The 21837-nt window shown below is 72.2% G+C and carries 21 protein-coding genes and 1 pseudogene; 15 read left to right on the top strand and 7 right to left on the bottom strand.

Annotated elements, in window-relative coordinates; genetic code table 11:
• Window positions 1-12: 12 nt before the first annotated feature.
• The 3 genes from ACIBBH_RS09985 to ACIBBH_RS09975 form a co-directional block, all read right to left on the bottom strand.
• The gene (locus tag ACIBBH_RS09985) at window positions 13-2388 is read right to left on the bottom strand and encodes a Tex family protein (RefSeq protein WP_399403757.1); all 2376 of its coding nucleotides are present in this window, start codon (window positions 2386-2388) and stop codon (window positions 13-15) included.
• Window positions 2389-2487: 99 nt separating this feature from the next.
• Window positions 2488-2619 (bottom strand): LPFR motif small protein, encoded by a 132-nt coding sequence (locus ACIBBH_RS09980; RefSeq protein WP_260844787.1) that lies wholly within the window; start codon window positions 2617-2619, stop codon window positions 2488-2490.
• 96 nt (window positions 2620-2715) lie between these two features.
• The gene (locus ACIBBH_RS09975) at window positions 2716-3585 is read right to left on the bottom strand and encodes a hypothetical protein (protein ID WP_399403756.1); all 870 of its coding nucleotides are present in this window, start codon (window positions 3583-3585) and stop codon (window positions 2716-2718) included.
• Window positions 3586-3696: 111 nt separating this feature from the next.
• Between ACIBBH_RS09975 and ACIBBH_RS09970 the strand changes: the two genes are divergently transcribed.
• Together ACIBBH_RS09970 and ACIBBH_RS09965 are read left to right on the top strand one after the other, a co-directional pair.
• Entirely contained in the window at window positions 3697-4656 is a 960-nt protein-coding gene (locus ACIBBH_RS09970; RefSeq protein ID WP_399403755.1) for a GlxA family transcriptional regulator, read from the top strand.
• 19 nt (window positions 4657-4675) lie between these two features.
• Window positions 4676-5311: a DJ-1/PfpI family protein gene (locus tag ACIBBH_RS09965; protein ID WP_399403754.1), complete on the top strand. Its 636-nt coding sequence runs from the start codon at window positions 4676-4678 to the stop codon at window positions 5309-5311.
• On the opposite strand, the gene ACIBBH_RS09960 is transcribed toward ACIBBH_RS09965, so the two are convergent.
• The gene (locus ACIBBH_RS09960) at window positions 5298-6053 is read right to left on the bottom strand and encodes an enoyl-CoA hydratase/isomerase family protein (RefSeq protein WP_399403753.1); all 756 of its coding nucleotides are present in this window, start codon (window positions 6051-6053) and stop codon (window positions 5298-5300) included. The genes ACIBBH_RS09965 and ACIBBH_RS09960 overlap by 14 nt on opposite strands.
• Window positions 6054-6247: 194 nt before the next feature.
• On the opposite strand from ACIBBH_RS09960, the gene ACIBBH_RS09955 reads away from it, so the two are divergent.
• Window positions 6248-6742 carry an ATP-binding protein gene (locus ACIBBH_RS09955; protein ID WP_399404028.1) on the top strand — a complete coding sequence of 165 codons (495 nt, stop codon included), beginning with the start codon at window positions 6248-6250 and terminating at the stop codon, window positions 6740-6742.
• Between the two features lie 9 nt (window positions 6743-6751).
• On the opposite strand, the gene idi is transcribed toward ACIBBH_RS09955, so the two are convergent.
• The 3 genes from idi to galE all read right to left on the bottom strand — a co-directional run bounded on the left by idi (window position 6752) and on the right by galE (window position 9565).
• Window positions 6752-7345: an isopentenyl-diphosphate Delta-isomerase gene (gene idi, locus ACIBBH_RS09950; RefSeq protein ID WP_399403752.1), complete on the bottom strand. Its 594-nt coding sequence runs from the start codon at window positions 7343-7345 to the stop codon at window positions 6752-6754.
• Window positions 7346-7493: 148 nt separating this feature from the next.
• The gene (locus tag ACIBBH_RS09945) at window positions 7494-8435 is read right to left on the bottom strand and encodes a cation diffusion facilitator family transporter (RefSeq protein ID WP_399403751.1); all 942 of its coding nucleotides are present in this window, start codon (window positions 8433-8435) and stop codon (window positions 7494-7496) included.
• Window positions 8436-8554: 119 nt separating this feature from the next.
• On the bottom strand, window positions 8555-9565 hold the full coding sequence (gene galE, locus ACIBBH_RS09940) for a UDP-glucose 4-epimerase GalE (protein WP_399403750.1): 1011 nt from the start codon (window positions 9563-9565) through the stop codon (window positions 8555-8557).
• A 278-nt stretch (window positions 9566-9843) separates the two neighbouring features.
• On the opposite strand from galE, the gene ACIBBH_RS09935 reads away from it, so the two are divergent.
• From ACIBBH_RS09935 to ACIBBH_RS09880, 12 genes and pseudogenes are all read left to right on the top strand, one after another.
• On the top strand, window positions 9844-11631 hold the full coding sequence (locus ACIBBH_RS09935) for a DUF5941 domain-containing protein (protein ID WP_399403749.1): 1788 nt from the start codon (window positions 9844-9846) through the stop codon (window positions 11629-11631).
• Window positions 11628-12380: a sugar phosphate nucleotidyltransferase gene (locus ACIBBH_RS09930; RefSeq protein ID WP_399403748.1), complete on the top strand. Its 753-nt coding sequence runs from the start codon at window positions 11628-11630 to the stop codon at window positions 12378-12380. Before ACIBBH_RS09935 ends, ACIBBH_RS09930 begins: the two co-directional genes overlap by 4 nt.
• Complete coding sequence (locus ACIBBH_RS09925; protein WP_399403747.1) at window positions 12368-13429, top strand: iron-containing alcohol dehydrogenase family protein; 1062 nt, start codon at window positions 12368-12370, stop codon at window positions 13427-13429. The genes ACIBBH_RS09930 and ACIBBH_RS09925 overlap by 13 nt, the downstream gene beginning before the upstream one ends.
• Window positions 13430-13442: 13 nt before the next feature.
• A complete protein-coding gene (locus tag ACIBBH_RS09920) occupies window positions 13443-14186 on the top strand; it encodes a CDP-alcohol phosphatidyltransferase family protein (protein ID WP_399403746.1) in 744 nt (247 codons plus the stop codon).
• On the top strand, window positions 14183-15067 hold the full coding sequence (locus ACIBBH_RS09915; RefSeq protein ID WP_399403745.1) for a glycosyltransferase family 2 protein: 885 nt from the start codon (window positions 14183-14185) through the stop codon (window positions 15065-15067). The genes ACIBBH_RS09920 and ACIBBH_RS09915 overlap by 4 nt, the downstream gene beginning before the upstream one ends.
• Before the next feature lie 88 nt (window positions 15068-15155).
• Window positions 15156-16085, top strand: a complete 930-nt coding sequence (locus ACIBBH_RS09910; protein WP_399403744.1) for an ABC transporter permease — start codon at window positions 15156-15158, stop codon at window positions 16083-16085.
• A complete protein-coding gene (locus ACIBBH_RS09905) occupies window positions 16078-16857 on the top strand; it encodes an ABC transporter ATP-binding protein (RefSeq protein ID WP_399403743.1) in 780 nt (259 codons plus the stop codon). Before ACIBBH_RS09910 ends, ACIBBH_RS09905 begins: the two co-directional genes overlap by 8 nt.
• Window positions 16858-17188: 331 nt before the next feature.
• Window positions 17189-18118 carry a squalene synthase HpnC gene (hpnC, locus tag ACIBBH_RS09900; RefSeq protein ID WP_399403742.1) on the top strand — a complete coding sequence of 310 codons (930 nt, stop codon included), beginning with the start codon at window positions 17189-17191 and terminating at the stop codon, window positions 18116-18118.
• Window positions 18115-19077, top strand: a complete 963-nt coding sequence (hpnD, locus tag ACIBBH_RS09895) for a presqualene diphosphate synthase HpnD (protein ID WP_399403741.1) — start codon at window positions 18115-18117, stop codon at window positions 19075-19077. The genes hpnC and hpnD overlap by 4 nt, the downstream gene beginning before the upstream one ends.
• Window positions 19077-19154: pseudogene (locus tag ACIBBH_RS09890) on the top strand (DUF6380 family protein); the annotation flags it as partial. The gene hpnD and the pseudogene ACIBBH_RS09890, both read left to right, overlap by 1 nt.
• Window positions 19133-20650, top strand: coding sequence for a hydroxysqualene dehydroxylase HpnE (gene hpnE, locus ACIBBH_RS09885; RefSeq protein WP_399403740.1), 1518 nt, complete (start codon window positions 19133-19135; stop codon window positions 20648-20650). The pseudogene ACIBBH_RS09890 and the gene hpnE, both read left to right, overlap by 22 nt.
• Window positions 20650-21783: a polyprenyl synthetase family protein gene (locus tag ACIBBH_RS09880; protein ID WP_399403739.1), complete on the top strand. Its 1134-nt coding sequence runs from the start codon at window positions 20650-20652 to the stop codon at window positions 21781-21783. Before hpnE ends, ACIBBH_RS09880 begins: the two co-directional genes overlap by 1 nt.
• Window positions 21784-21837 lie beyond the last annotated feature (54 nt).

Genomic DNA, 21837 nt, shown 5'->3' with positions numbered 1-21837 from the left:
GACCCTGATGCCTCAGCGCCGCCCGTTCTTCGGGTCGACCAGCCCCGCCCGCCGCAGCGCGTCGGCCATCGCGTTGTTGGCCGGCGGGGGAGCCTGGCGGGAGCCGCCGCCCCCGCCGCCGCGGCCCTGGCGCTGCTGCGGCGGACGCCCGCCGCGCTGCCGCCGCTCGCCACCGCCCTGCTGCCGGTCCTGCGGGGCCGCCTCGTCGTCCAGGCGCAGCGTGAGCGAGATCCGCTTGCGCGGGATGTCGACGTCGAGGACCTTCACCTTGACGATGTCACCGGGCTTGACGACGTCCCGCGGATCCTTGACGAACGTCTTCGACATCGCGGAGACGTGCACCAGACCGTCCTGGTGGACGCCGACGTCGACGAACGCCCCGAAGGCCGCCACGTTCGTGACCACGCCCTCCAGGATCATCCCGGAGGAGAGGTCGGAGATCTTCTCCACGCCCTCCCTGAAGGTGGCCGTCCTGAAGGCGGGACGCGGGTCGCGCCCGGGCTTCTCCAGCTCCTTGAGGATGTCGGTGACGGTCGGCAGACCGAAGGTGTCGTCCACGAAGTCGGCCGGCCTCAGCGACCGCAGCACGCCGGTGTTGCCGATGAGCGAGGCCACCTCCTGCCCCGTGGTCTTCACCATGCGGCGCACGACCGGGTACGCCTCCGGGTGCACGCTGGAGGCGTCCAGCGGGTCGTAGCCGCCGCGGATCCTGAGGAAGCCCGCGCACTGCTCGTACGCCTTCGGGCCCAGCCGGGCCACCTTCTTCAGTTCGGAGCGGGACTTGAACGGGCCGTTCGCGTCGCGGTGCGCCACGATGTTCTCCGCGAGACCGGAGGAGATACCGGACACTCGCGAGAGCAGCGGCACGGACGCGGTGTTGACGTCCACGCCCACGCCGTTCACACAGTCCTCGACCACCGCGTCCAGCGAGCGGGACAGCTTCACCTCGGACAGGTCGTGCTGGTACTGGCCGACACCGATCGACTTCGGATCGATCTTGACCAGCTCGGCCAGCGGGTCCTGCAGCCGGCGCGCGATGGAGACCGCGCCGCGCAGCGACACGTCCATGTCGGGCAGTTCCCGGGAGGCGAAGGCGGAGGCCGAGTACACGGACGCGCCCGCCTCGGACACCATCACCTTGGTGAGCTTCAGCTCCGGGTGCTTCGCGATGAGTTCGCCGGCGAGCCTGTCGGTCTCCCGGGAAGCCGTGCCGTTGCCGATCGCGACCAGCTCGACCGCGTGCTCCTTCGCCAGGCGGGCCAGCTTGGCTAGGGCCTCGTCCCACTTGTTGGCCGGGACGTGCGGGTAGATCACGTCGGTGGCCACCACCTTGCCGGTCGCGTCGACCACGGCCACCTTCACGCCCGTACGGAAGCCGGGGTCCAGACCGAGCGTCGCGCGCGTGCCGGCCGGGGCGGCCAGCAGCAGGTCCCGCAGGTTCGCCGCGAACACGTTCACCGCCTCGTCCTCGGCGGCCGTACGCAGCCTCAGGCGCAGGTCGATGCCGAGGTGCACCAGGATGCGGGTGCGCCAGGCCCAGCGGACGGTGTCCAGCAGCCACTTGTCGGCCGCGCGCCCGCGGTCGGCGATCCCGAAGCGGTGCGCCACCATCCCCTCGTACGACGAAGGACCCTCCGTGGGCTCCTCCGGCTCCAGGACGAGGTCCAGGACCTCCTCCTTCTCACCGCGCAGCATGGCGAGGACGCGGTGCGAGGGCAGCTCGGTGAACGGCTCGGCGAAGTCGAAGTAGTCGGCGAACTTGGCGCCCGTCTCCTCCTTGCCCTCCCGCACCTTGGCCGCCAGCCGGCCGCGCACCCACATCCGCTCGCGCAGCTCGCCGATCAGGTCGGCGTCCTCCGAGAACCGCTCGGTGAGGATCGCCCGGGCGCCGTCGAGGGCGGCCTGCGGATCGGCGACACCCTTGGCGGCGTCGACGAACGCGGCGGCCGCCGCGAGCGGCTCCACGGCCGGGTCGCCGAGCAGCCCCTCGGCGAGCGGCTCGAGCCCCGCCTCGCGCGCGATCTGCGCCTTGGTGCGCCGCTTGGGCTTGTACGGGAGGTAGATGTCCTCCAGGCGCGCCTTCGTCTCGGCGCCCCGGATCCGCGCCTCCAACTCGCCGGTGAGCTTGCCCTGCTCGCGCACCGACTCCAGGATCGCCGTCCGCCGCTCCTCCAGCTCCCGCAGATAACGCAGCCGCTCCTCGATCGTGCGCAGTTGCGCGTCGTCGAGCATCTCGGTCGCTTCCTTGCGGTAGCGGGCGATGAAGGGCACCGTCGAACCGCCGTCGAGCAGCTCCACCGCGGCCTTCACCTGCCGCTCCCGCACGCCGAGCTCCTCGGCGATCCTGCCTTCGATGGACCCTACTTCGAGGGACCCGGGTGTCGTCACGATCCCGTACCGCCTTCTCCACTGAGGTTGCGCGGCAATTGTGGCAGGTGGCACCGGCAACCGGGGATCTGGGCGGCCGGCGGGGCGGGCGCGGCGCCGTCAGGCCCGGTGGCCCCGCGCCGAGCCCGAGGCACCGCCGAAGAGCCGGGCCAGGGCCCGGAACGGCAGCGTCACAACGGTGGCGATGGCCCCACCGATCTGGCGCAGTACGTCTGCGATCGCACGGAACACGAACTTTCCCCTTTCGTCTCCCGGCCGCGCCGGCCGGGAGAGCGCGGGTACCTCGGCGGCGGCCCGGCATGCCTGCTCCCGGGCCCCGCCCGCGGCTCAGCCCTTGCCGATCAGGTCCGCCGGGAAGGCGCCGGCGGCCAGCGCCGCGCCGGCGAGCGCCTTGCCGAGCTCCGTCAGCCGCGCGACGCCCTCCGCGCCCAGGTGCTCGTACGGGGCCCGGTCGAGCCGGTCCGTCTCGCGCTCGATCTCCTCGCGCAGCGCCACGCCCCGCCCGGTCAGCTCGCCCTCGCCGTCCAGCAGCCCGCGCTCCCGGAGCCGCCCGGTCGCCGCGTCCCACTCCTCCCGGCTCCAGCCGCGGGTGCCGAAGACCCACTCCGGCGTCATGCCCTTGCCGGTTGCGGTGTGGGTCACCAGCGCCTCCAGCCCGTCGAGCCCGGCGGCCGTCAGAACCGCCAGGTGCCCGTCGCCCCGGTGTTCGCGCAGCAGTGTGGCCGCGTGCCAGTAGGCGAGGTGCGGCTCCTCGGGGACCGGCTGGTCGGCGTGGGCGGCGTACAGCGGGCGACCGGCGCGGCAGCAGGCCTCGGCGGCACGCAGGGCCAGCCGCGCGGCCTCGCCCATCTCCGCGGAGGTCACGGCCTCCTCGCCGAGCAGGCGGCGCAGCGTCGCGTCGACGGCACGCGCGCGTGCCGCCAGCACCTGTCCGGGCGTGGCGGTCTCCCACACGGCGGGCACGTGGCGCACCACGAGCTCGTACTTGTAGTTGTAGAAGGTCGCGGTCACCGTGCCGGCGCCGACCGGCCCCAGGGCGGCGGCCCGCACCGCGAAGTTCACCGCCCGGGGGTCGGTGATTCCCAGTGTGCCCAGCTCACGCCCCAGGTCGGGCGAGAAGTAGTGGGTGGCGTGCAGGGTGTTGAGCACGGCGTGGCAGCGGCGGCCCGCGCGCGGGTCGAGGGCGACAGTAGTCATGACCGCAGGGTACCGACCGGTCGGTACCTCGGGCAGGCGGTCGGGTACATGGCAGAAAAGGTGGGAAGCTCGTCATTGCGGCCATCGGCGCGCCCCCGAAGAATCGACGGCATGACCCAGCGATCCGTTCTCGTGCTCCTCTTCGACGGTGTCCAGAGCCTGGACGTCACCGGCCCGGTGGAGGTCTTCGCCGGGGCCGAGAAGCACACTGCGGGCAGTTACCGCATCCGGACCGCCTCCCTGGACGGCGCGCCCGTGCGCACCACCAGCGGCCTGACCGTCGTACCGGACCAGGCTCTTCCGGAGGTGGCCGAGGCGCACACCCTGCTCGTGCCCGGCGGGCAGGGCACCCGCGAGCCCGATCCGCGGCTGACCGGCTGGCTGCGGGAGAACGGACCGCGCGCCGCACGCCTGGTCTCCGTGTGCACCGGCGCGATCCTGCTGGCCCGCGCGGGCCTGCTGGACGGCCGCCGCGCTACAACGCACTGGGCGTACTGTCACAAGCTCGCCCGCGACCATCCGGCCGTGCGGATCGACCCCGAGCCCATCTACGTGCGCGACGGACAGGTCTCCACCTCCGCCGGCGTCACCTCCGGCATCGACCTCGCCCTCGCCCTGGTCGAGGAGGACCTGGGCCGGGAGACGGCGCTCGTGGTCGCCCGCCATCTGGTGGTCTTCCTGCGCAGGCCCGGCAACCAGGCCCAGTTCAGCGCCCAGCTCGCCGCCCAGACCGCACAGCGCGAGCCGTTGCGGGAGGTCCAGCGGTGGATCACCGAGCACCCCGCCGACGACCTCACCGTCGAGTCCCTCGCCGCCCGCGCCCGCCTCTCGCCCCGCCACTTCGCCCGCGCTTTCCGGCACGAGACCGGCGCGACTCCCGGCCGCTACGTCGACCGCGTCCGCCTCGAACACGCCCGCCGCCTGCTGGAGGACACCGGCGACGGCGTCAAGGAAATCTCCCGCGCCAGCGGCTACGGCACCCCCGAGGCCATGCGCCGCGCCTTCGTCAGGGCCCTCGGCGTGTCCCCGGCCGAGTACCGCCGCCGTTTCCGGCCCGTGCCCGCGTCCTGAGCCTCCCGAAAGGAATGCCATGCGCATAGCCATGGTCGTCTACGACCGTTTCACCGCCCTGGACGTCGTGGGGCCGTACGAAATCCTCAGCCGCCTCCCGGACGTGCGCGTCGACTTCGTCGCCGAGCGGCCGGGACCCGTGCGCACCGAGACGGGATTCCTCGCCGTCACCGCGGACAAGGCTCTGCACGAGGTACCCCGCCCCGACGTCATCGTGGTGTCGGGCGGTCCCGGCACCCTCGCCCAGATCGGGAACGAGGCCCTCCTCGCCTGGCTGCGGGCCGCCGACGCGACCAGCACCTGGACGACCTCCGTCTGCTCGGGCTCCCTGCTGCTCGCCGCCGCGGGTCTCCTCGACGGCCGCCGCGCCACCTCCCACTGGCTCACCCTCGACTTCCTGCCGCAGTACGGCGCCGAGCCGACCGGCGAGCGGGTGGTGACCGACGGCAAGTACGTCACCGCCGCCGGGGTTTCGTCCGGCATCGACATGGGCTTCACTCTGCTCGGCCGGATGGCGGGCGACGAACACGCCCAGGCGGTCCAGCTGCTGACGGAGTACGACCCACAGCCGCCCTACGACGCGGGATCGCCGGCCAAGGCGCCCGCCCACCTCGTCGAGGAGTTCCGCACCGGCAGCCGCTTCACCCTGACGTAGGCACACTCCAGGTGAAGCGCGGCGGCCGGCGCTCCAGGAACGCGGCGACCCCCTCCGCGGTGTCCCCGCTGCCGCGCATCCGTTCGGTCCAGTACGCGTCGCGGTCCGTGCGCCCGTCCGCGAATTCCTTCGCCGCGGCCTGCGTCAGCTGCGAGCGGGAGACCAGGGTCCGGGTGAACTCCGCAACCCGCTTGCCCAGTCCGCCCTCCGGCAGCACCTCGTCGACCAAACCCGTACGCAGTGCGCGCTCCGCGCCGATCAATTCGCCCGAGAACAGGAGGTATTTGGCGGTGGCCGGACCCACCAGCGACACCAACCGCCGCGTCGCCGAGGCCGAGTAGACGATGCCGAGCTTCGCGGGCGTCACCCCGAACAGCGCCCCTTCCTCGGCGAACCGCAGGTCGCAGGCCGCCGCGAGCTGCGCCCCGCCGCCGACGCAGTGCCCGCGGACCGCGGCCAGCGTCGGCTTCGGGAACGCCGCGAGGGCCTCCTCGGCGCGCACGGCGAGCCCCTGCGCCTCCTCCGGCGAGTCCCGCAGCGTGGAGATGTCCGCCCCGGCGCAGAAGGTGCCGCCCTCGCCGGTGAGCACCAGGGCCCGTACGGCCGGATCGGCGGCCAGGGCGTCCAACAGTGGCGGCAGCGCCCGCCACATCGCGGCCGTCATGGCGTTGCGCTTGGCGGGGTGGTGGACGACGACGGTGGCGACCGAGTCGGTGACGCCGTACAGCAGCTGGGGCTCCATGCGCCGGATGCTATCCAGTCGCGGCGCACCAGCTTCTTCCGGCTCCGCCCCGTCAAAGACGTACAGCGTGGCTAACCCAACGGTCAGAAAGCATCCGAAATCCGCTGACTTGTGTTCAGTTCCGCGGGTCGGAGCGGATCGTTACCAACACTCGACGTGTGGTGACAATCGAGCGCAAGGGTGGCGACCGGACGATGGAGAACCACGGGCGTGGGGCGGCCCCGCGCCCAGAGGGAGGCGACCGGCGTCCGCCGGACCCGCTGCCGTACGAGGGAGTCTGGCGGTTCACCGCGGCCGCCGTCGACGCCTCGGTCCCGCAGGCGCGGCACGCCGTACGGGACCTGCTCCACCGCCAGGGCGTGCCGGTCCCGGACGACCTGGTCCACGGGCTGTTACTGATCGTCTCCGAACTGGTCACCAACGCGGTCAAGCACGCGGCGCTGCTGTCGCCGGTGCTCGCCGTGGAGGTCGCCGTCGGCGCCGAGTGGGTCCGGGTGTCCGTGGAGGACAACCATCCCTACCGCCCGACCGCCCTGGAAGCCGACCACGGCCAGACCGGCGGCCGGGGACTGCTCCTGGTCCGCGAGGTGGCCCGGGAGGCCGGCGGGGTGGTCGACGTGGAGCACACGGCGACCGGCGGCAAGGTGATCTGGGCCGCCCTGCCGCTCAAACCCGCGCGGCTCCCGTGAGCCGCCGTCTCACCAGCCCGCGGACGGCCCCGTCAGCTCCCTGATCGCCGGGCGGGCCGCGTCCAGCACGGTCATGAACCAGGCCGAGAACGCGTCCGCCGCGTGCCGCTCCCTCAGCTCGCCCGGGGTCACGAAGGCGGTCGAGCCGACCTCCTCCGGGTCCGGCGCGGGCGGGGTCTGCACCAGGCCGACGAACAGGTGGTTGTACTCCTGCTCGACCAGCCCCGAGGCCGGGTCCGGGTGGTTGTAGCGGACCGTGCCCGCCTCGGCCAGCAGCGACGGGGAGACGCCGAGCTCCTCGTACGTCCGCCGGGCCGCCGCCGCGAAGGGCGCCTCGCCGGGGTAGGGGTGGCCGCAGCAGGTGTTGGACCACACGCCGGGGGAGTGGTACTTGCCCAGCGCCCGCTGCTGGAGCAGCAGCCGGCCTCGGGAGTCGAAGAGGAACACCGAGAACGCGCGGTGCAGCTGTCCCGGCGGCTGGTGGGCGGCGAGCTTCTCCGCGGTGCCGATCGTCACGCCGTCCTCGTCGACCAGTTCCAGCAAAATCGCCTCTGCGGTGCCGTTCGACGAACTGTGCGTCGCGGTGGCAGGTGTGATCGGCATACCCATCCTTCGCCTCGGTCTTGGCACCCCAAGTCTGCCGTACGGCTCCGGCACTCCCGTCACTTCCCGGCACGTCCGCATGTCCCGCGCGCGGCGCGGCCCCCGGTCGCCCCGGCCGATCACCGGAGGCGGGACCTCGCAGGTGCCGTCAGTGGCACAGCCGCGCCTCGTGCTCCGCGTGCCCGCCCGGCTCCAGCTGGAAGGTGCAGTGCTCGACGTCGAAGTGGTCGCCCAGGCAGTGCTGCAGCTCGTGCAGCATCTTCTCGTGCCCGATGGCGCTCAGCGCGTCCGAGCGGACGACCACGTGCGCGGAGAGCACCGGCAGCCCGGAGGTGATCGTCCAGGCGTGCAGGTCGTGTACGTCCTCCACACCGTCCAGGGCCAGGATGTGGGCCCGCACCTCGGCCATGTCGACGTCCTTCGGCGCCGCCTCCAGCAGCACGTCGAGGGTCTCGCGCAGCAGCTTGACGGTGCGCGGGACGATCATCACCCCGATGGCCAGCGAGGCGATCGGATCGGCGGCCTGCCAGCCGGTGGCCAGGATCACCACCGCCGAGACGATCACCGCTCCCGAGCCCAGCGCGTCCGCGGCCACCTCCAGGAACGCCCCGCGCACGTTCAGGCTCTCCCGCTGGCCCCGCATCAGCAGCGTGAGCGAGATCATGTTGGCGGCCAGGCCGATCGCGCCGAACACGACCATCAGCCCGCCGTCGGTGCCGGCGGGGGTGAGGAACCGCTGGACCGCCTCGTACAGCACGTAGCCGCCGACGCCGAGCAGCAGCAGGCAGTTGGCCAGGGCGGCGAGGATCTCGGCGCGGGCGTAGCCGAAGGTGCGGTTGGTGCTCGGGGGACGGTTCGCGAAGTGGATGGCCAGCAGGGCCATGCCCAGGCCCAGCGCGTCCGTGGCCATGTGCGCGGCGTCCGCGATGAGCGCGAGGGAGTCGGCGACCAGACCGCCGACGATCTCGACCACCATGACGGCGAGCGTGATCGACAGCGCGACGCGCAGCGTGCCGCGGTACGCCGCTGCCGCCGTCCCGGTGGGCGGCGCATGCGTGTGCGCGTGCCCGTGATCGTGCCCTGCCCCCATGGCGTCAGCCCTTCCGTGTGTCCGCCCGGGCTCACAGTCAACTACGGGTGGGGGGTATCCGGCAACGCGGCACTGAACACCGTTGTCATGTGCCCTGACCTGCGGAAACGATTCCCAGCTCAGGGCACCCTCAGTTCACCGGCAGCGGAGGTCGCCCGTTCGCCGCCGCGGTGCAGCTGCCAGCCCTGCCAGGCCGACTCCACCATCGCGCGCACCCCGAGCCGCGCCCGCCAGCCCAGTACCTCGGCGGCCCGCTCGGCCGAAGCGACCGCGCGCGGCGCGTCCCCGGGGCGCCGCCCCTCCACGACGGGCGGTCGCCGGTCGCCGGTGACCTCGCCGATGAGGGAGACCAGTTCGCGGACCGAGACACCCTCGCCGCGGCCGATGTTCACCGTCAGGTCGCCGGCCAGGTCCCCGTCGGCGAGCCGCCGGGCCGCCGCGAGGTGCGCCTCGGCCAGGTCGGCGACGTGGATGTAGTCCCGGACGCAGGTACCGTCCGGCGTCGGGTAGTCGTCGCCGAAGATCCGCGGGGCCTCGTCGCGGGTGAGCCGGTCGAAGACCATGGGCACGATGTTGAAGACGCCGGTGTCCGCCAGCTCCGGCGCGGCGGCGCCCGCCACGTTGAAGTAGCGCAGGCACACGGTCGCGATGCCGTGCGCCCGTCCCGCCGCCCGCACCAGCCACTCCCCGGTGAGCTTGGTCTCGCCGTAGGGGTTCACCGGCGCGCACGGGGTGTCCTCGGTGATCAGGCCGACGTCCGGGTTGCCGTAGACGGCCGCCGAGGAGGAAAACAGGAACCGCTCGACACCGGCCTCGGCGACCGCCTCCAGTAGCGTGGCGAGACCGCCCACGTTCTCCCGGTAGTAGCGCGTCGGCCGGGCCACGGACTCGGCGACCTGCTTGCGCGCCGCGAGGTGCACCACACCCGTCACCGCGTGTTCGGCGAAGACCCGCCCCAGCAGGTCCCGGTCCGTCACGCAGCCCTCGACGAGCGGCACGTCCGCCGGGAGCCGCGCGGGCACCCCGGCCGAGAGGTCGTCCAGCGCGACGACGCGCTCCCCGGCGCCGGTCATGGCCCGCGCCACATGAGCCCCTATGTATCCGGCCCCGCCGGTGATCAGCCACGTCATGGTTGCCCACCCTATGCCGACGCCCCGCGGCCCATCCCCTGTGTCCCGGATGCCCGGGCCGGCCCGGACGCGGTTTGTGGGCCGGCCCCCGGATCACCGATGATGACCGCGGCAAAGGCCGGTGCAGCCCGCGTCGACCGGCCCGTGAACGGGCGGTGAACACGGGCTTGTCGTCATCCGATAGCCTCTGCCGACATGCCGCCCGGGTGCCAGGCAAGCGGTGCCCCACCATGCAGACGACCGGCGCTCACGCGTCGGCACCCAGGGAGTGAGTTCGGTTGTCGACCGCCATCGTGACCGGTCAGCCGGTCCCCGGATCGTCGCTCGAGAGCGATCTGCGGTCCCTCGGCTTCGAGGTGCGGACGGCCACCGACGCCTCCGACACCGAGACGCTCCTCGCGGCCGTCCCCGCCCAGGAGCGCGTGGCCGTCGTCGACGCCCGCTTCGTCGGCCACCCGCACGCCCTGCGCCTCGGCCTCACCGACCCCCGCTTCCCGCTCGCCGCGGTCCCCGGCGCGGTCACGGCCCAGCCCGCCGGCCGCCAGGCGCTGACCCGGGCGGTGGCGCGCGAGACCTCCGCCGGCGGCGGCACCGCCCTCGCCGTGGACAGCCTCGCCGACCGGCTCGCCCTCGCCCTCGACGCCGACGGCGCCGAGGTGCACCGGCCCGCACTCGGCAGCCTGGTCGCCACCGTCCCCGCCGGGCCACAGGCCCGCAACGAGGCACGGCAGGCCGTCGCCGCCGTCGACGACGAGGCCGTACGCCTGAAGTCCGCGGTGAAGGCCCGCGACGGCTTCTTCACCACCTTCTTCATCAGCCCCTACTCGCGCTACATCGCCCGCTGGTGCGCGCGCCGCGGCCTGACCCCCAACCAGGTCACCACCGCATCCCTGCTCACCGCACTGATAGCGGCGGGCTGCGCGGCCACCGGCACCCGCGCAGGATTCATCGCCGCGGGCGTGCTGCTCATCGCCTCCTTCGTCCTGGACTGCACGGACGGGCAGCTCGCCCGCTACTCCCTGCAGTACTCCACGCTCGGCGCCTGGCTGGACGCCACCTTCGACCGGGCCAAGGAGTACGCCTACTACGCCGGCCTCGCCCTCGGCGCGGCCCGCGGCGGCGACGACGTATGGGCCCTCGCGCTCGGCGCCATGGTCCTGCAGACCTGCCGGCACGTCGTGGACTTCTCCTTCAACGAGTCCAACCACGACGCCACCGCCAACACCAGTCCCACCGCCGCCCTCTCCGACAAGCTCGACAGCGTCGGCTGGACGGTCTGGGTACGGCGGATGATCGTCCTGCCGATCGGTGAGCGCTGGGCCATGATCGCCGTCCTGACGGCGGCCACCACCCCCCGCATCACCTTCTACGCCCTGCTCATCGGCTGCGCCTTCGCGGCGACGTACACCACGGCCGGCCGCGTCCTGCGCTCGGTGACCCGCAAGGCACGGCGCACCGACCGGGCGGCGCAGGCGCTGGCGGACCTCGCGGACAACGGGCCGCTCGCCGCCTTCGTGGCGCGGGTGACGCGCGCCCGCCTCGGATTCCCTCTCCTGGTGGCGCTGGCCGGCGCGGTGGTCCTCGCCGTGTCCCTCTTCTCCGGCGTGACCTGGGCGCCCGTCGCGGGCGCCGTCGTCTACGCCGTCACCTCCGGCCAGGCGCTGTACCGGCCCCTCAAGGGCGCCCTCGACTGGCTGGTCCCCCCGCTGTTCCGGGCCGCCGAATACGGCACCGTCCTGGTACTGGCGGCCCACGCCGACGTGAACGGGGCGCTTCCTGCGGCTTTCGGGCTGGTGGCCGCCGTCGCCTACCATCACTACGACACGGTGTACCGCATCCGCGGAAACGCCGGAGCGCCCCCGGCCTGGCTGGTGCGCGCCATCGGGGGGCAGGAGGGACGGACGCTGCTGGTCGCGGTTCTGGCCGCGCTGCTCACCGCCTCGCAGTTCAAGGTCGCGCTCACGGTCCTCGCCGTGGCCGTCGCCCTGGTGGTGCTCGTCGAGAGCATCCGCTTCTGGGTGTCCGCAGGGGCGCCCGCCGTACACGATGAAGGAGAACCCGCATGATCGGCCTCGTGCTGGCGGCCGGCGCCGGACGGCGCCTGCGCCCCTACACCGACAGCCTTCCCAAGGCTCTGGTGCCGGTGGGGCCCGCGGGCATAGAGGGCGAACCCACGGTCCTGGACCTGACGCTCGGCAACTTCGCCGAGATCGGTCTGACCGAGGTAGCGATCATCGTCGGCTACCGCAAGGAGGCCGTGTACGAGCGCAAGGCGGCCCTGGAGCAGAAGTACGGGCTGCAGCTCACCCTGATCGACAACGACAAGGCCGAGGAGTGGAACAACGCCTACTCCCTGTGGCGCGGCCGTGACGCCCTCAAGGACGGCGTGATCCTCGCCAACGGCGACACCGTCCACCCGGTCTCCGTCGAGAAGACCCTGCTCGCCGCCCGCGGCGACGGCAAGAAGATCATCCTGGCGCTGGACACCGTGAAGTCCCTCGCCGACGAGGAGATGAAGGTCGTCGCCGACCCCGCCAAGGGCGTCCAGAAGATCACCAAGCTGATGGATCCCGCCGAGGCGACCGGCGAGTACATCGGCGTCACCCTCATCGAGGGCGACGCGGCCCCCGAGCTGGCCGACGCGCTGAAGACCGTGTGGGAGACCGACCCGCAGCAGTTCTACGAGCACGGCTACCAGGAACTGGTGAACCGGGGCTTCCGGATCGACGTGGCACCGATCGGCGACGTGCCGTGGGTCGAGATCGACAACCACGACGACCTCGCCCGGGGACGGGAGATCGCGTGCCAGTACTGACCCGGCTCATCCCCTCGCCGGTCGTCGTGGACATCCGCCCGGGTGCCCTCGACGACCTGGCGTGCGTGCTCGCCGACGAACGCATCTCGCAGTCGGGCAAGCTCGCCATCGCCGTCAGCGGCGGTTCGGGAGCCCGTCTGCGCGAGCGGATCGCTCCCTCGCTGCCCGGCGCCACCTGGTACGAGGTCGACGGCGGCACCATCGACGACGCGGTCCGGCTGGCGAGCGACATAAAGGCCGGCCACTACGACGCGGTCGTCGGCCTGGGCGGCGGAAAGATCATCGACTGTGCCAAGTTCGCCGCGGCACGCGTCGGCCTGCCGCTGGTCGCCGTCGCCACCAACCTCGCGCACGACGGCCTGTGTTCGCCGGTCGCGACCCTCGACAACGATGCGGGCCGCGGCTCGTACGGTGTGCCGAACCCGATCGCGGTCGTCATCGACCTCAATGTGATCCGTGAGGCTCCCGTCCGTTTCGTGCGCTCCGGCATCGGCGACGCCGTCTCCAACATCTCCGCGGTCGCGGACTGGGAGCTGTCCAACCGCGTCAACGGAGAGAAGATCGACGGCCTCGCCGCCGCCATGGCCCGGCAGGCCGGCGAGGCGGTGCTGCGGCACCCGGGCGGAGTCGGCGACGACGGCTTCCTGCAGGTCCTGGCCGAGGCCCTGGTCCTCACCGGCATCGCCATGTCCGTCTCGGGCGACTCCCGCCCGTCCTCCGGGGCCTGCCACGAGATCAACCACGCCTTCGACCTGCTCTACCCGAAGCGGGCGGCCGCCCACGGCGAGCAGTGCGGGCTCGGCGCCGCCTTCGCGATGTACCTGCGCGGTGCGCACGAGCAGTCGGCGTACATGGCCGAGGTGCTGCGCCGGCACGGACTGCCGGTGCTCCCGGACGAGATCGGCTTCACGACCGAGGAGTTCGTCAAGGTCGTCGAGTTCGCCCCGCAGACCCGGCCCGGCCGCTACACGATCCTCGAACACCTCGACCTCAAGACCGAACAGATCAAGGACATCTACGCCGACTATGTCAAGGCCATCGGTAGCTGAACTCCGTCCGGTCGTGCACCCCGCGGGGGTGAAGGACCGGCGCAGCGGTGAGCACTGGATGGGACGCCTCTACATGCGTGAGGTGTCCCTGCGGGTCGACCGCTACCTGGTGAACACCAGGGTCACGCCCAACCAGCTCACGTATCTGATGACCGTCTGCGGTGTCCTCGCGGCCCCGGCCCTGCTGGTGCCGGGGATCACGGGCGCCGTCCTCGGCGTGGTCGCGGTCCAGCTGTACCTGCTGCTGGACTGCGTCGACGGCGAGATCGCGCGCTGGAAGAAGCAGTACTCGCTCGGTGGCGTCTACCTGGACCGGGTCGGCGCGTACCTGACCGACGCGGCCGTCCTGGTCGGGCTCGGCCTGCGCGCCGCCGACCTGTGGGGCTCCGGGCGGATCGACTGGCTGTGGGCCTTCCTCGGCACCCTGGCCGCCCTGGGCGCGATCCTGGTCAAGGCCGAGACCGACCTCGTCGGCGTCGCCCGGCACCAGGGCGGGCTGCCACCGGTGAAGGAGGCCGCGGCGGAGCCGCGCTCCTCCGGCATGGCGCTGGCCCGCCGGGCCGCCGCGGCGCTGAAGTTCCACCGGCTGATCCTCGGCATCGAGGCGTCCCTGCTGGTCCTGGTCCTCGCCATCGTGGACCAGGTCAGGGGCGACCTGTTCTGCACGCGGCTCGGCACCGCCGTACTGGCCGGGATCGCCCTGCTGCAGACCGTGCTGCACCTGGTGTCCATCCTCGCCTCGAGCAGGCTGCGATGAGCGCGGGCACGAAGGTCGGCGCGGTGATCATCACCATGGGCAACCGCCCCGACGAGCTGCGCGCGCTGCTCGACTCGGTCGCCAAGCAGGACGGCGACCCGGTCGAGGTGGTCGTCGTCGGCAACGGCTCGCCGGTGCCGGACGTCCCCGAGGGCGTGCGGACCATCGAGCTGCCGGAGAACCTCGGCATCCCGGGTGGCCGGAACGTCGGCGTGGAGGCCTTCGGACCGAGCGGCCGCGATGTCGACATATTGCTCTTCCTCGACGACGACGGCCTGCTCGCCCGCCACGACACCGCCGAGCTGTGCCGCCAGGCCTTCGCCGCGGATCCGAAGCTCGGCATCATCAGCTTCCGCATCGCCGACCCGGAGACCGGCGAGACCCAGCGCCGGCACGTGCCACGGCTGCGGGCCTCCGACCCGATGCGCTCCTCCCGGGTCACCACCTTCCTCGGCGGCGCCAACGCCGTCCGTACCCAGGTGTTCGCCGAAGTCGGCGGACTGCCGGACGCATTCTTCTACGCCCACGAGGAAACCGACCTGGCATGGCGGGCCCTCGACGCGGGCTGGATGATCGACTACCGGTCCGACATGGTGCTGTACCACCCGACGACCGCGCCCTCCCGGCACGCGGTCTACCACCGCATGGTCGCCCGCAACCGCGTCTGGCTGGCCCGCCGCAACCTCCCCGCCCTCCTGGTCCCGGTCTACCTCGGCGTCTGGATGCTGCTCACCCTGCTGCGCCGACCGTCCCGCCCGGCCCTGAAGGCCTGGTTCGGCGGGTTCAAGGAGGGCTGGAGCACGCCGTGCGGCCCCCGTCGGCCAATGAAGTGGCGTACCGTGTGGCGGCTGACGCGACTGGGCCGGCCCCCGGTGATCTGACAAGCTCGACCGTGAGAGGTCGCGCGTCTGTGACACGCGCCCCGAAGACGCACCCTGAAGACGAACTCGAGGACGAAAGCTTCCACCTGTGAGTGAGACAACGCACGACGGCGGCATCGCGGTGAGCGCGGCCCCGTCGCCCGACGAGGGACTGACGGCGGACCGGCTCGCCGCCAAGTACGGGCTGACCGTCAGCGGCGCCCGGCCCTCGCTCGTCGAGTACGTCCGTCAGCTGTGGGGGCGGCGGCACTTCATCCTCGCCTTCTCCCAGGCGAAGCTGACCGCCCAGTACAGCCAGGCCAAGCTCGGCCAGCTGTGGCAGGTGGCCACCCCGCTGCTGAACGCGGCGGTGTACTACTTCATCTTCGGCGTCATCCTGCACGCCAGCCGCGGCATGTCCAAGGACGTGTACATCCCGTTCCTGGTCACGGGGGTGTTCGTCTTCACCTTCACGCAGAGCTCGGTCATGTCCGGCGTCCGCGCGATCTCCGGCAACCTGGGCCTGGTGCGTGCGCTGCACTTCCCGCGCGCCTCCCTGCCCGTCTCCTTCTCGCTGCAGCAGCTGCAGCAGCTGCTCTTCTCGATGATCGTGCTGTTCGTCGTCGCGATCGGCTTCGGCAGCTACCCGGGCCTCTCCTGGCTGCTCATCGTGCCGATCCTGCTGCTGCAGTTCCTGTTCAACACCGGGCTCGCGCTGATCGTGGCCCGCACGGGCGCCAAGACACCGGACCTCGCCCAGCTGATGCCGTTCGTCCTGCGGACCTGGATGTACGCCTCCGGAGTCATGTTCTCCATCAACAAGATGATGGAGGGCCGTCCCGAGTGGGTGGTCCGCCTGCTGCAGGTCAACCCCGCCGCGATCTACATGGACCTGATGCGCTTCGCGCTGGTCGACGGCTACGGCGCCTCGAACCTGCCGCCGCACGTGTGGGCCATCGCCCTGTTCTGGGCCGTGGTCGTCTTCGCCGGCGGTTTCGTGTACTTCTGGAAGGCGGAGGAGCGGTACGGCCGTGGCTGAGCAGCACACCGGGGAACGCGTCCCCACCGTCATCGCGGACGACCTGCACATCGTCTACCGGGTCAACGGCGCCAAGACCGGCAAGGGCAGCGCCACCGCGGCCCTCAGCCGCATCCTCAAGCGGGGCGAGGAGCGCGGGGTGCGCAAGGTGCACGCCGTACGGGGCGTCTCCTTCGTCGCCTACCGGGGCGAGGCCATCGGACTGATCGGCTCCAACGGCTCCGGCAAGTCGACGCTGCTGCGCGCCATCGCCGGCCTGCTCCCGGCGGAGAAGGGCAGGGTCTACACCGACGGCCAGCCCTCGCTGCTCGGCGTCAACGCGGCCCTGATGAACGATCTCACCGGTGAGCGGAACGTCATCCTGGGCGGTCTCGCCATGGGTATGACCCGCGAGGAGATCAAGGAGCGCTACCAGGACATCGTCGACTTCTCCGGCATCAACGAGAAGGGCGACTTCATCACCCTGCCGATGCGCACCTACTCCTCCGGCATGGCGGCCCGCCTGCGCTTCTCGATCGCCGCCGCCAAGGACCACGACGTCCTGATGATCGACGAGGCACTGGCCACCGGCGACCGCAAGTTCCAGAAGCGCTCCGAGGAACGCATCCGGGAGCTGCGCAAGGAAGCCGGCACCGTGTTCCTGGTCAGCCACAACAACAAGTCCATCCGTGACACCTGCAATCGCGTCCTGTGGCTGGAGCGCGGCGAGTTGCGCATGGACGGACCGACGGACGAGGTCCTCAAGGAGTACGAGAAGTTCACGGGCAAGTAGCGGCGACTCGGCCCGGGCCCCGCCGGAACCTTCCCGGCGGGGCCCTGCGTCCGCAAAGGAAACGTCAACTCCGGTCGGCGTCAGGAATCTTGACGCCAATCGGTGTGTTGTTGTGATGTGCAGGACACCCCGACGGCCCTCGCTGCGTTGTACAACGTAAGCTGTACCGGTCCCGGAAAGCGGCAAGTGGGGCGATAATGCGCGACGCCCCCCACCAGGGCCGCCCTGCGGACGGCAGGGCGGCGTGTCCGAAATAGTGAGTTTTGGGTCGGCGGTGTAGAACGGGAGATGTGACGGCAATGGCTACGGAAACTCCCCAGCTCAACGCAGCATGTGCCGTCCCCGCCACGGGCAGCGCACGGTGACGGGAACCGACACGACGGCGCGCGGGACCGAGCGCGCCACACTCGACAAGGCCGCGGGCGAGAACTTCCCCGTGGCACCGTTCTTCCTGCCCCGGGCCTGGCGCGACGACCTGATGGCCGTCTACGGCTTCGCCCGTCTCGTCGACGACATCGGCGACGGCGACCTCGCACCGGGCGGCGCCGACGCCCGGCTGCTCGGCGTGTCGGCCACCGACGCCGAGGACCGCCTCGTCCTCCTCGACGCCTTCGAGACCGACCTGCGCCGGGTCTTCGGCTCCACCCCTCGCCACCCCCTGCTGCGCCGCCTCCAGCCGACCGTCCGCCGCCGCTCGCTCACCCCCGAGCCGTTCCTCGGACTGATCGCCGCCAACCGCCAGGACCAGCTCGTCGCGCGGTACGAGACCTACGACGACCTGCTCGCCTACTGCGAACTGTCCGCCAACCCCGTCGGCCGTCTCGTCCTCGCCGTCACCGGTACCTCCACCCCCGAGCGGATCCGTCTCTCCGACCGGGTCTGCACCGCTCTCCAGATCGTCGAACACCTCCAGGACGTCACCGAGGACCTCGGCCGCGACCGGATCTATCTGCCCGCCGCGGACATGAAACGCTTTCACGTCCAGGAGGCGGATCTCGCCACGACGACCGCGGGCGCATCGGTGCGCGCACTGGTTGCGTACGAAGCGGAACGCGCCCGCGATCTGCTGAATGAAGGCGCCCCCCTGGTGGGTAGCGTCCACGGCAGGCTGAAGCTGCTGCTCGCGGGGTTCGTGGCGGGAGGAAAGGCGGCGATCCGCGCGATCGCCGCCGCCGAATACGACGTACTTCCCGGCCCGCCCAAGCCCGGCAAGGCTCAGTTGCTGCGTGAGGTGGGCGTGACTCTGCGAGGAGAGGGGTGATCCGGACCGTGGAGTCTGTGCCGCACGTGTCCGCACCGGTACTCGCCGCCTACCGCTACTGCGAGGCCGTCACCGGGCAGCAGGCCCGTAACTTCGCGTACGGCATCAGGCTGCTGCCAACGCCCAAGCGCCGCGCGATGTCGGCGCTGTACGCGTTCTCCCGGCGTGTCGACGACATCGGCGACGGCGCGCTGGCGGACGACGTCAAGACCGCGCGGCTGACGGACACCCGGGCGCTGCTGACCCGGGTCCGCGAGGGCGCGGTCGGCGAGGACGACACCGACCCGGTCGCGGTCGCCCTCGCCCACGCCGCCCGGTCCTTCCCGATCCCGCTCGGCGGCCTCGACGAACTCATCGACGGCGTCCTGATGGACGTGCGCGGCGAGACCTACGAGACCTGGGACGATCTGAAGGTGTACTGCCGCTGCGTGGCCGGCGCCATCGGCCGGCTCTCGCTCGGCGTGTTCGGCACGGAACCGGGGGCGCGCGGCGCCGAGCGTGCACCCGAGTACGCCGACACCCTCGGGCTCGCCCTGCAGCTCACCAACATCCTCAGAGACATCCGCGAGGACGCCGAGGACGGCCGCACCTACCTGCCCGCCGACGACCTCGCCAAATTCGGCTGCTCGGCAGGCCTCGGCGGACCGACGCCACCGGAGGGCTCCGACTTCGCGGGCCTCGTGCACTTCGAAGTGCGACGGGCCCGCGCTCTTTTCGCCGAGGGCTACCGGCTGCTGCCCATGCTCGACCGGCGCAGCGGCGCCTGCGTCGCCGCCATGGCCGGCATCTACCGCCGTCTGCTCGACCGCATCGAGCGCGACCCGGAGGCCGTGCTGCGCGGCCGGGTCTCGCTGCCCGGACGCGAGAAGGCCTACGTCGCGGTGCGCGGCCTGTCCGGGCTCGACACCCGGCACGTGACCCGGCACGTGTCCCGGCGGACCGTCAGGAGGCGCGCCTGATGGACCCCATGGGTGAGGAGGCCTCCACCCCCGGCATGCGGCACGCAACCCTCCGGTGCGCCGCGGCGTCCCTGACTGCGACGGCCGGCCGTGCACCGTTCCAGCAGCTCGGCGGGCCTGCACAGGAAGGCGCACGATGACCGACGGCACGCGGTCCGACCGACCGTCCGCTGACAGCCACGCCACACCGGGACACGCCGGGCGCACCGCCGTGGTGGTCGGCGGCGGGCTGGCCGGGATCACGGCGGCGCTCACGCTCGCGGACGCGGGCGTCCGCGTCACCCTGCTCGAGGGCAGGCCGAGGCTGGGCGGCCTCGCCTTCTCCTTCCAGCGCGGCGAACTGACCGTCGACAACGGACAGCACGTGTACCTGCGTTGTTGCACCGCCTACCGATGGTTCCTCGACCGGATCGAGGGCGCGGCCCTGGCACCGCTGCAGGACCGTCTCGACGTGCCCGTCCTCGACGTCACCAGGCCCGAGGGCCGGCGGCTCGGCAGGCTGCGGCGCGACGCGCTGCCCGTGCCCCTGCACCTGGGCCGGAGCCTGGCCACCTACCCGCACCTGTCACTCGCCGAACGGGCCGGGGTCGGGCGTGCCGCGCTCGCGCTCAAGGGGCTCGACCTCGCCGATCCGAGCCTGGACACACAGGACTTCGGCAGCTGGCTGGCCGCCCACGGCCAGTCGGCGCGTGCCGTCGAGGCCCTGTGGGACCTGGTCGGGGTCGCCACCCTCAACGCGGTCGCGGGCGACGCCTCGCTGGGGCTCGCCGCGATGGTGTTCAAGACCGGTCTGCTGTCCGACCCGGGTGCGGCCGACATCGGCTGGGCCCGAGTGCCGCTGGGCGAACTGCACGACCGGCTGGCCCGCAGGGCGCTCGACTCCGCGGGCGTGCGTACCGAGGTCCGTACACGCGTCACCTCCGTCTCTACCAACGAAAACGGGACCTGGAGCGTTCAGGTTCCCGGCGAGACGCATCAAGCCGACGCGGTCGTGCTCGCCGTACCGCAGGGCGAGACGCACGGCCTGCTGCCGCCCGGCGCCCTCGACGCCCCCGAGCAACTGCTGGCGATCGGCACCGCGCCGATCCTCAACGTGCACGTCGTCTACGACCGCAAGGTGCTCGGCAGGCCCTTCTTCGCCGCCCTGGGCACGCCCGTGCAGTGGGTCTTCGACCGCACCGGGACATCCGGACTGCGCGAGGGCCAGTACCTCGCCCTGTCCCAGTCGGCCGCGCACGACGAGATCGACGAGCCGGTCGCCGCACTGCGCGAGCGCTACCTGCCCGAGCTTCAGCGGCTGCTGCCCCTCGCGCGCGGCGCCGAGGTGAAGGACTTCTTCGTGACCCGGGAGCGCACGGCGACGTTCGCCCCCGCCCCCGGCGTCGGGCGGCTGCGGCCCGGTGCCCGCACCAAGGCCCCCGGCCTCTACCTGGCCGGAGCGTGGACCGCCACGGGGTGGCCCGCGACCATGGAGAGTGCGGTCCGCAGTGGAGTGAGCGCGGCCGACGCCGCGCTGAGCGCCCTCGGCCGGCCCCGCCCCCGCCACCTCTTCGAGTTCGAGGAGGCGGCCTGATGCCCGACCGGCACGCGGCAGGCCCCCGCACCCCCGGCACCGCAACAAGAGGAGATTCTGTGCCCACTGTGCCCCCGGCCGAGACGGCCGCTCGAGAGACCGCGGTGGACGTGACCGCGCTTCTGGAGCGCGGCCGGACCCTGGCCACACCGGTGCTGCGGGCGGCCGTCGACCGCCTGGCCCCTCCCATGGACACGGTCGCCGCCTACCACTTCGGCTGGATCGACGCGCAGGGCAACCCGGCCGACGGCGACGGCGGCAAGGCCGTACGTCCCGCCCTCGCCGTGCTCTCCGCCGAGGTCACCGGCGCCACGCCCGAGACCGGCATCCCCGGCGCGGTCGCCGTCGAACTGGTCCACAACTTCTCGCTGCTGCACGACGACCTGATGGACGGCGACGAACAGCGCCGTCACCGCGACACCGTCTGGAAGGTGCACGGCCCCGCCCAGGCCATCCTCGTCGGCGACGCGCTGTTCGCCCTCGCCAACGAGATCCTCCTGGAGCTCGGCACGGCCGAGGCGGGCCGCGCCACCCGCCGTCTGACCACCGCCACCCGCGCCCTGATCGACGGTCAGGCGCAGGACATCTCCTACGAGCACCGCGACCGGGTCAGCGTCGAGGAGTGCCTGGAGATGGAGGGCAACAAGACCGGTGCCCTGCTCGCCTGCGCGTCCTCCATCGGCGCGGTGCTCGGCGGCGCCGACGAGCACACCGCCGACACGCTGGAGAAGTACGGCTACCACCTCGGCCTCGCCTTCCAGGCCGTCGACGACCTCCTCGGCATCTGGGGCGACCCGGAGGCCACTGGCAAGCAGACCTGGAGCGACCTGCGCCAGCGCAAGAAGTCGCTGCCGGTGGTGGCCGCGCTCGCGGCGGGCGGAGAAGCCTCCGAGCGGCTCGGCGAGATCCTCGCCGCGGACGCCAAGAGCAGCGGCTTCGAGAACTTCTCCGAGGAGGAGTTCGCGGCCCGCGCCGCCCTCATCGAGGAGGCGGGCGGCCGCGAGTGGACGGCCGAGGAGGCGCGCCGTCAGCACGCCATCGCCGTCGAGGCGCTCGACGCCGTCGACATGCCCGAGCGGGTCCGGGCCGCGTTCACGGCGCTCGCCGACTTCGTCGTCGTACGGAAGAGATGATCACTATCGCTCGAACAGCCCTCGCGTAGTCGCCGGCCGGTGCCCCGCACAGCA

Origin of the sequence: Streptomyces sp. NPDC051636 (assembly GCF_044453765.1) — a bacterium.
GTDB lineage: Bacteria > Actinomycetota > Actinomycetes > Streptomycetales > Streptomycetaceae > Streptomyces.
This window is presented reverse-complemented; position numbering and strand designations above follow the sequence as displayed.

Coding starts and splice junctions, on each gene's coding strand:
- idi (WP_399403752.1), bottom strand. CDS start 7,345: ATGCCGATCACACCTGCCACCGCGACGCACAGTTCGTCGAACGGCACC.
- hpnC (WP_399403742.1), top strand. CDS start 17,189: ATGTGCCGTCCCCGCCACGGGCAGCGCACGGTGACGGGAACCGACACG.
- ACIBBH_RS09965 (WP_399403754.1), top strand. CDS start 4,676: ATGCGCATAGCCATGGTCGTCTACGACCGTTTCACCGCCCTGGACGTC.
- ACIBBH_RS09880 (WP_399403739.1), top strand. CDS start 20,650: ATGCCCGACCGGCACGCGGCAGGCCCCCGCACCCCCGGCACCGCAACA.
- ACIBBH_RS09960 (WP_399403753.1), bottom strand. CDS start 6,053: ATGGAGCCCCAGCTGCTGTACGGCGTCACCGACTCGGTCGCCACCGTC.
- galE (WP_399403750.1), bottom strand. CDS start 9,565: ATGACGTGGCTGATCACCGGCGGGGCCGGATACATAGGGGCTCATGTG.
- ACIBBH_RS09975 (WP_399403756.1), bottom strand. CDS start 3,585: ATGACTACTGTCGCCCTCGACCCGCGCGCGGGCCGCCGCTGCCACGCC.
- ACIBBH_RS09915 (WP_399403745.1), top strand. CDS start 14,183: ATGAGCGCGGGCACGAAGGTCGGCGCGGTGATCATCACCATGGGCAAC.
- ACIBBH_RS09970 (WP_399403755.1), top strand. CDS start 3,697: ATGACCCAGCGATCCGTTCTCGTGCTCCTCTTCGACGGTGTCCAGAGC.
- ACIBBH_RS09945 (WP_399403751.1), bottom strand. CDS start 8,435: ATGGGGGCAGGGCACGATCACGGGCACGCGCACACGCATGCGCCGCCC.
- ACIBBH_RS09930 (WP_399403748.1), top strand. CDS start 11,628: ATGATCGGCCTCGTGCTGGCGGCCGGCGCCGGACGGCGCCTGCGCCCC.
- ACIBBH_RS09955 (WP_399404028.1), top strand. CDS start 6,248: ATGGAGAACCACGGGCGTGGGGCGGCCCCGCGCCCAGAGGGAGGCGAC.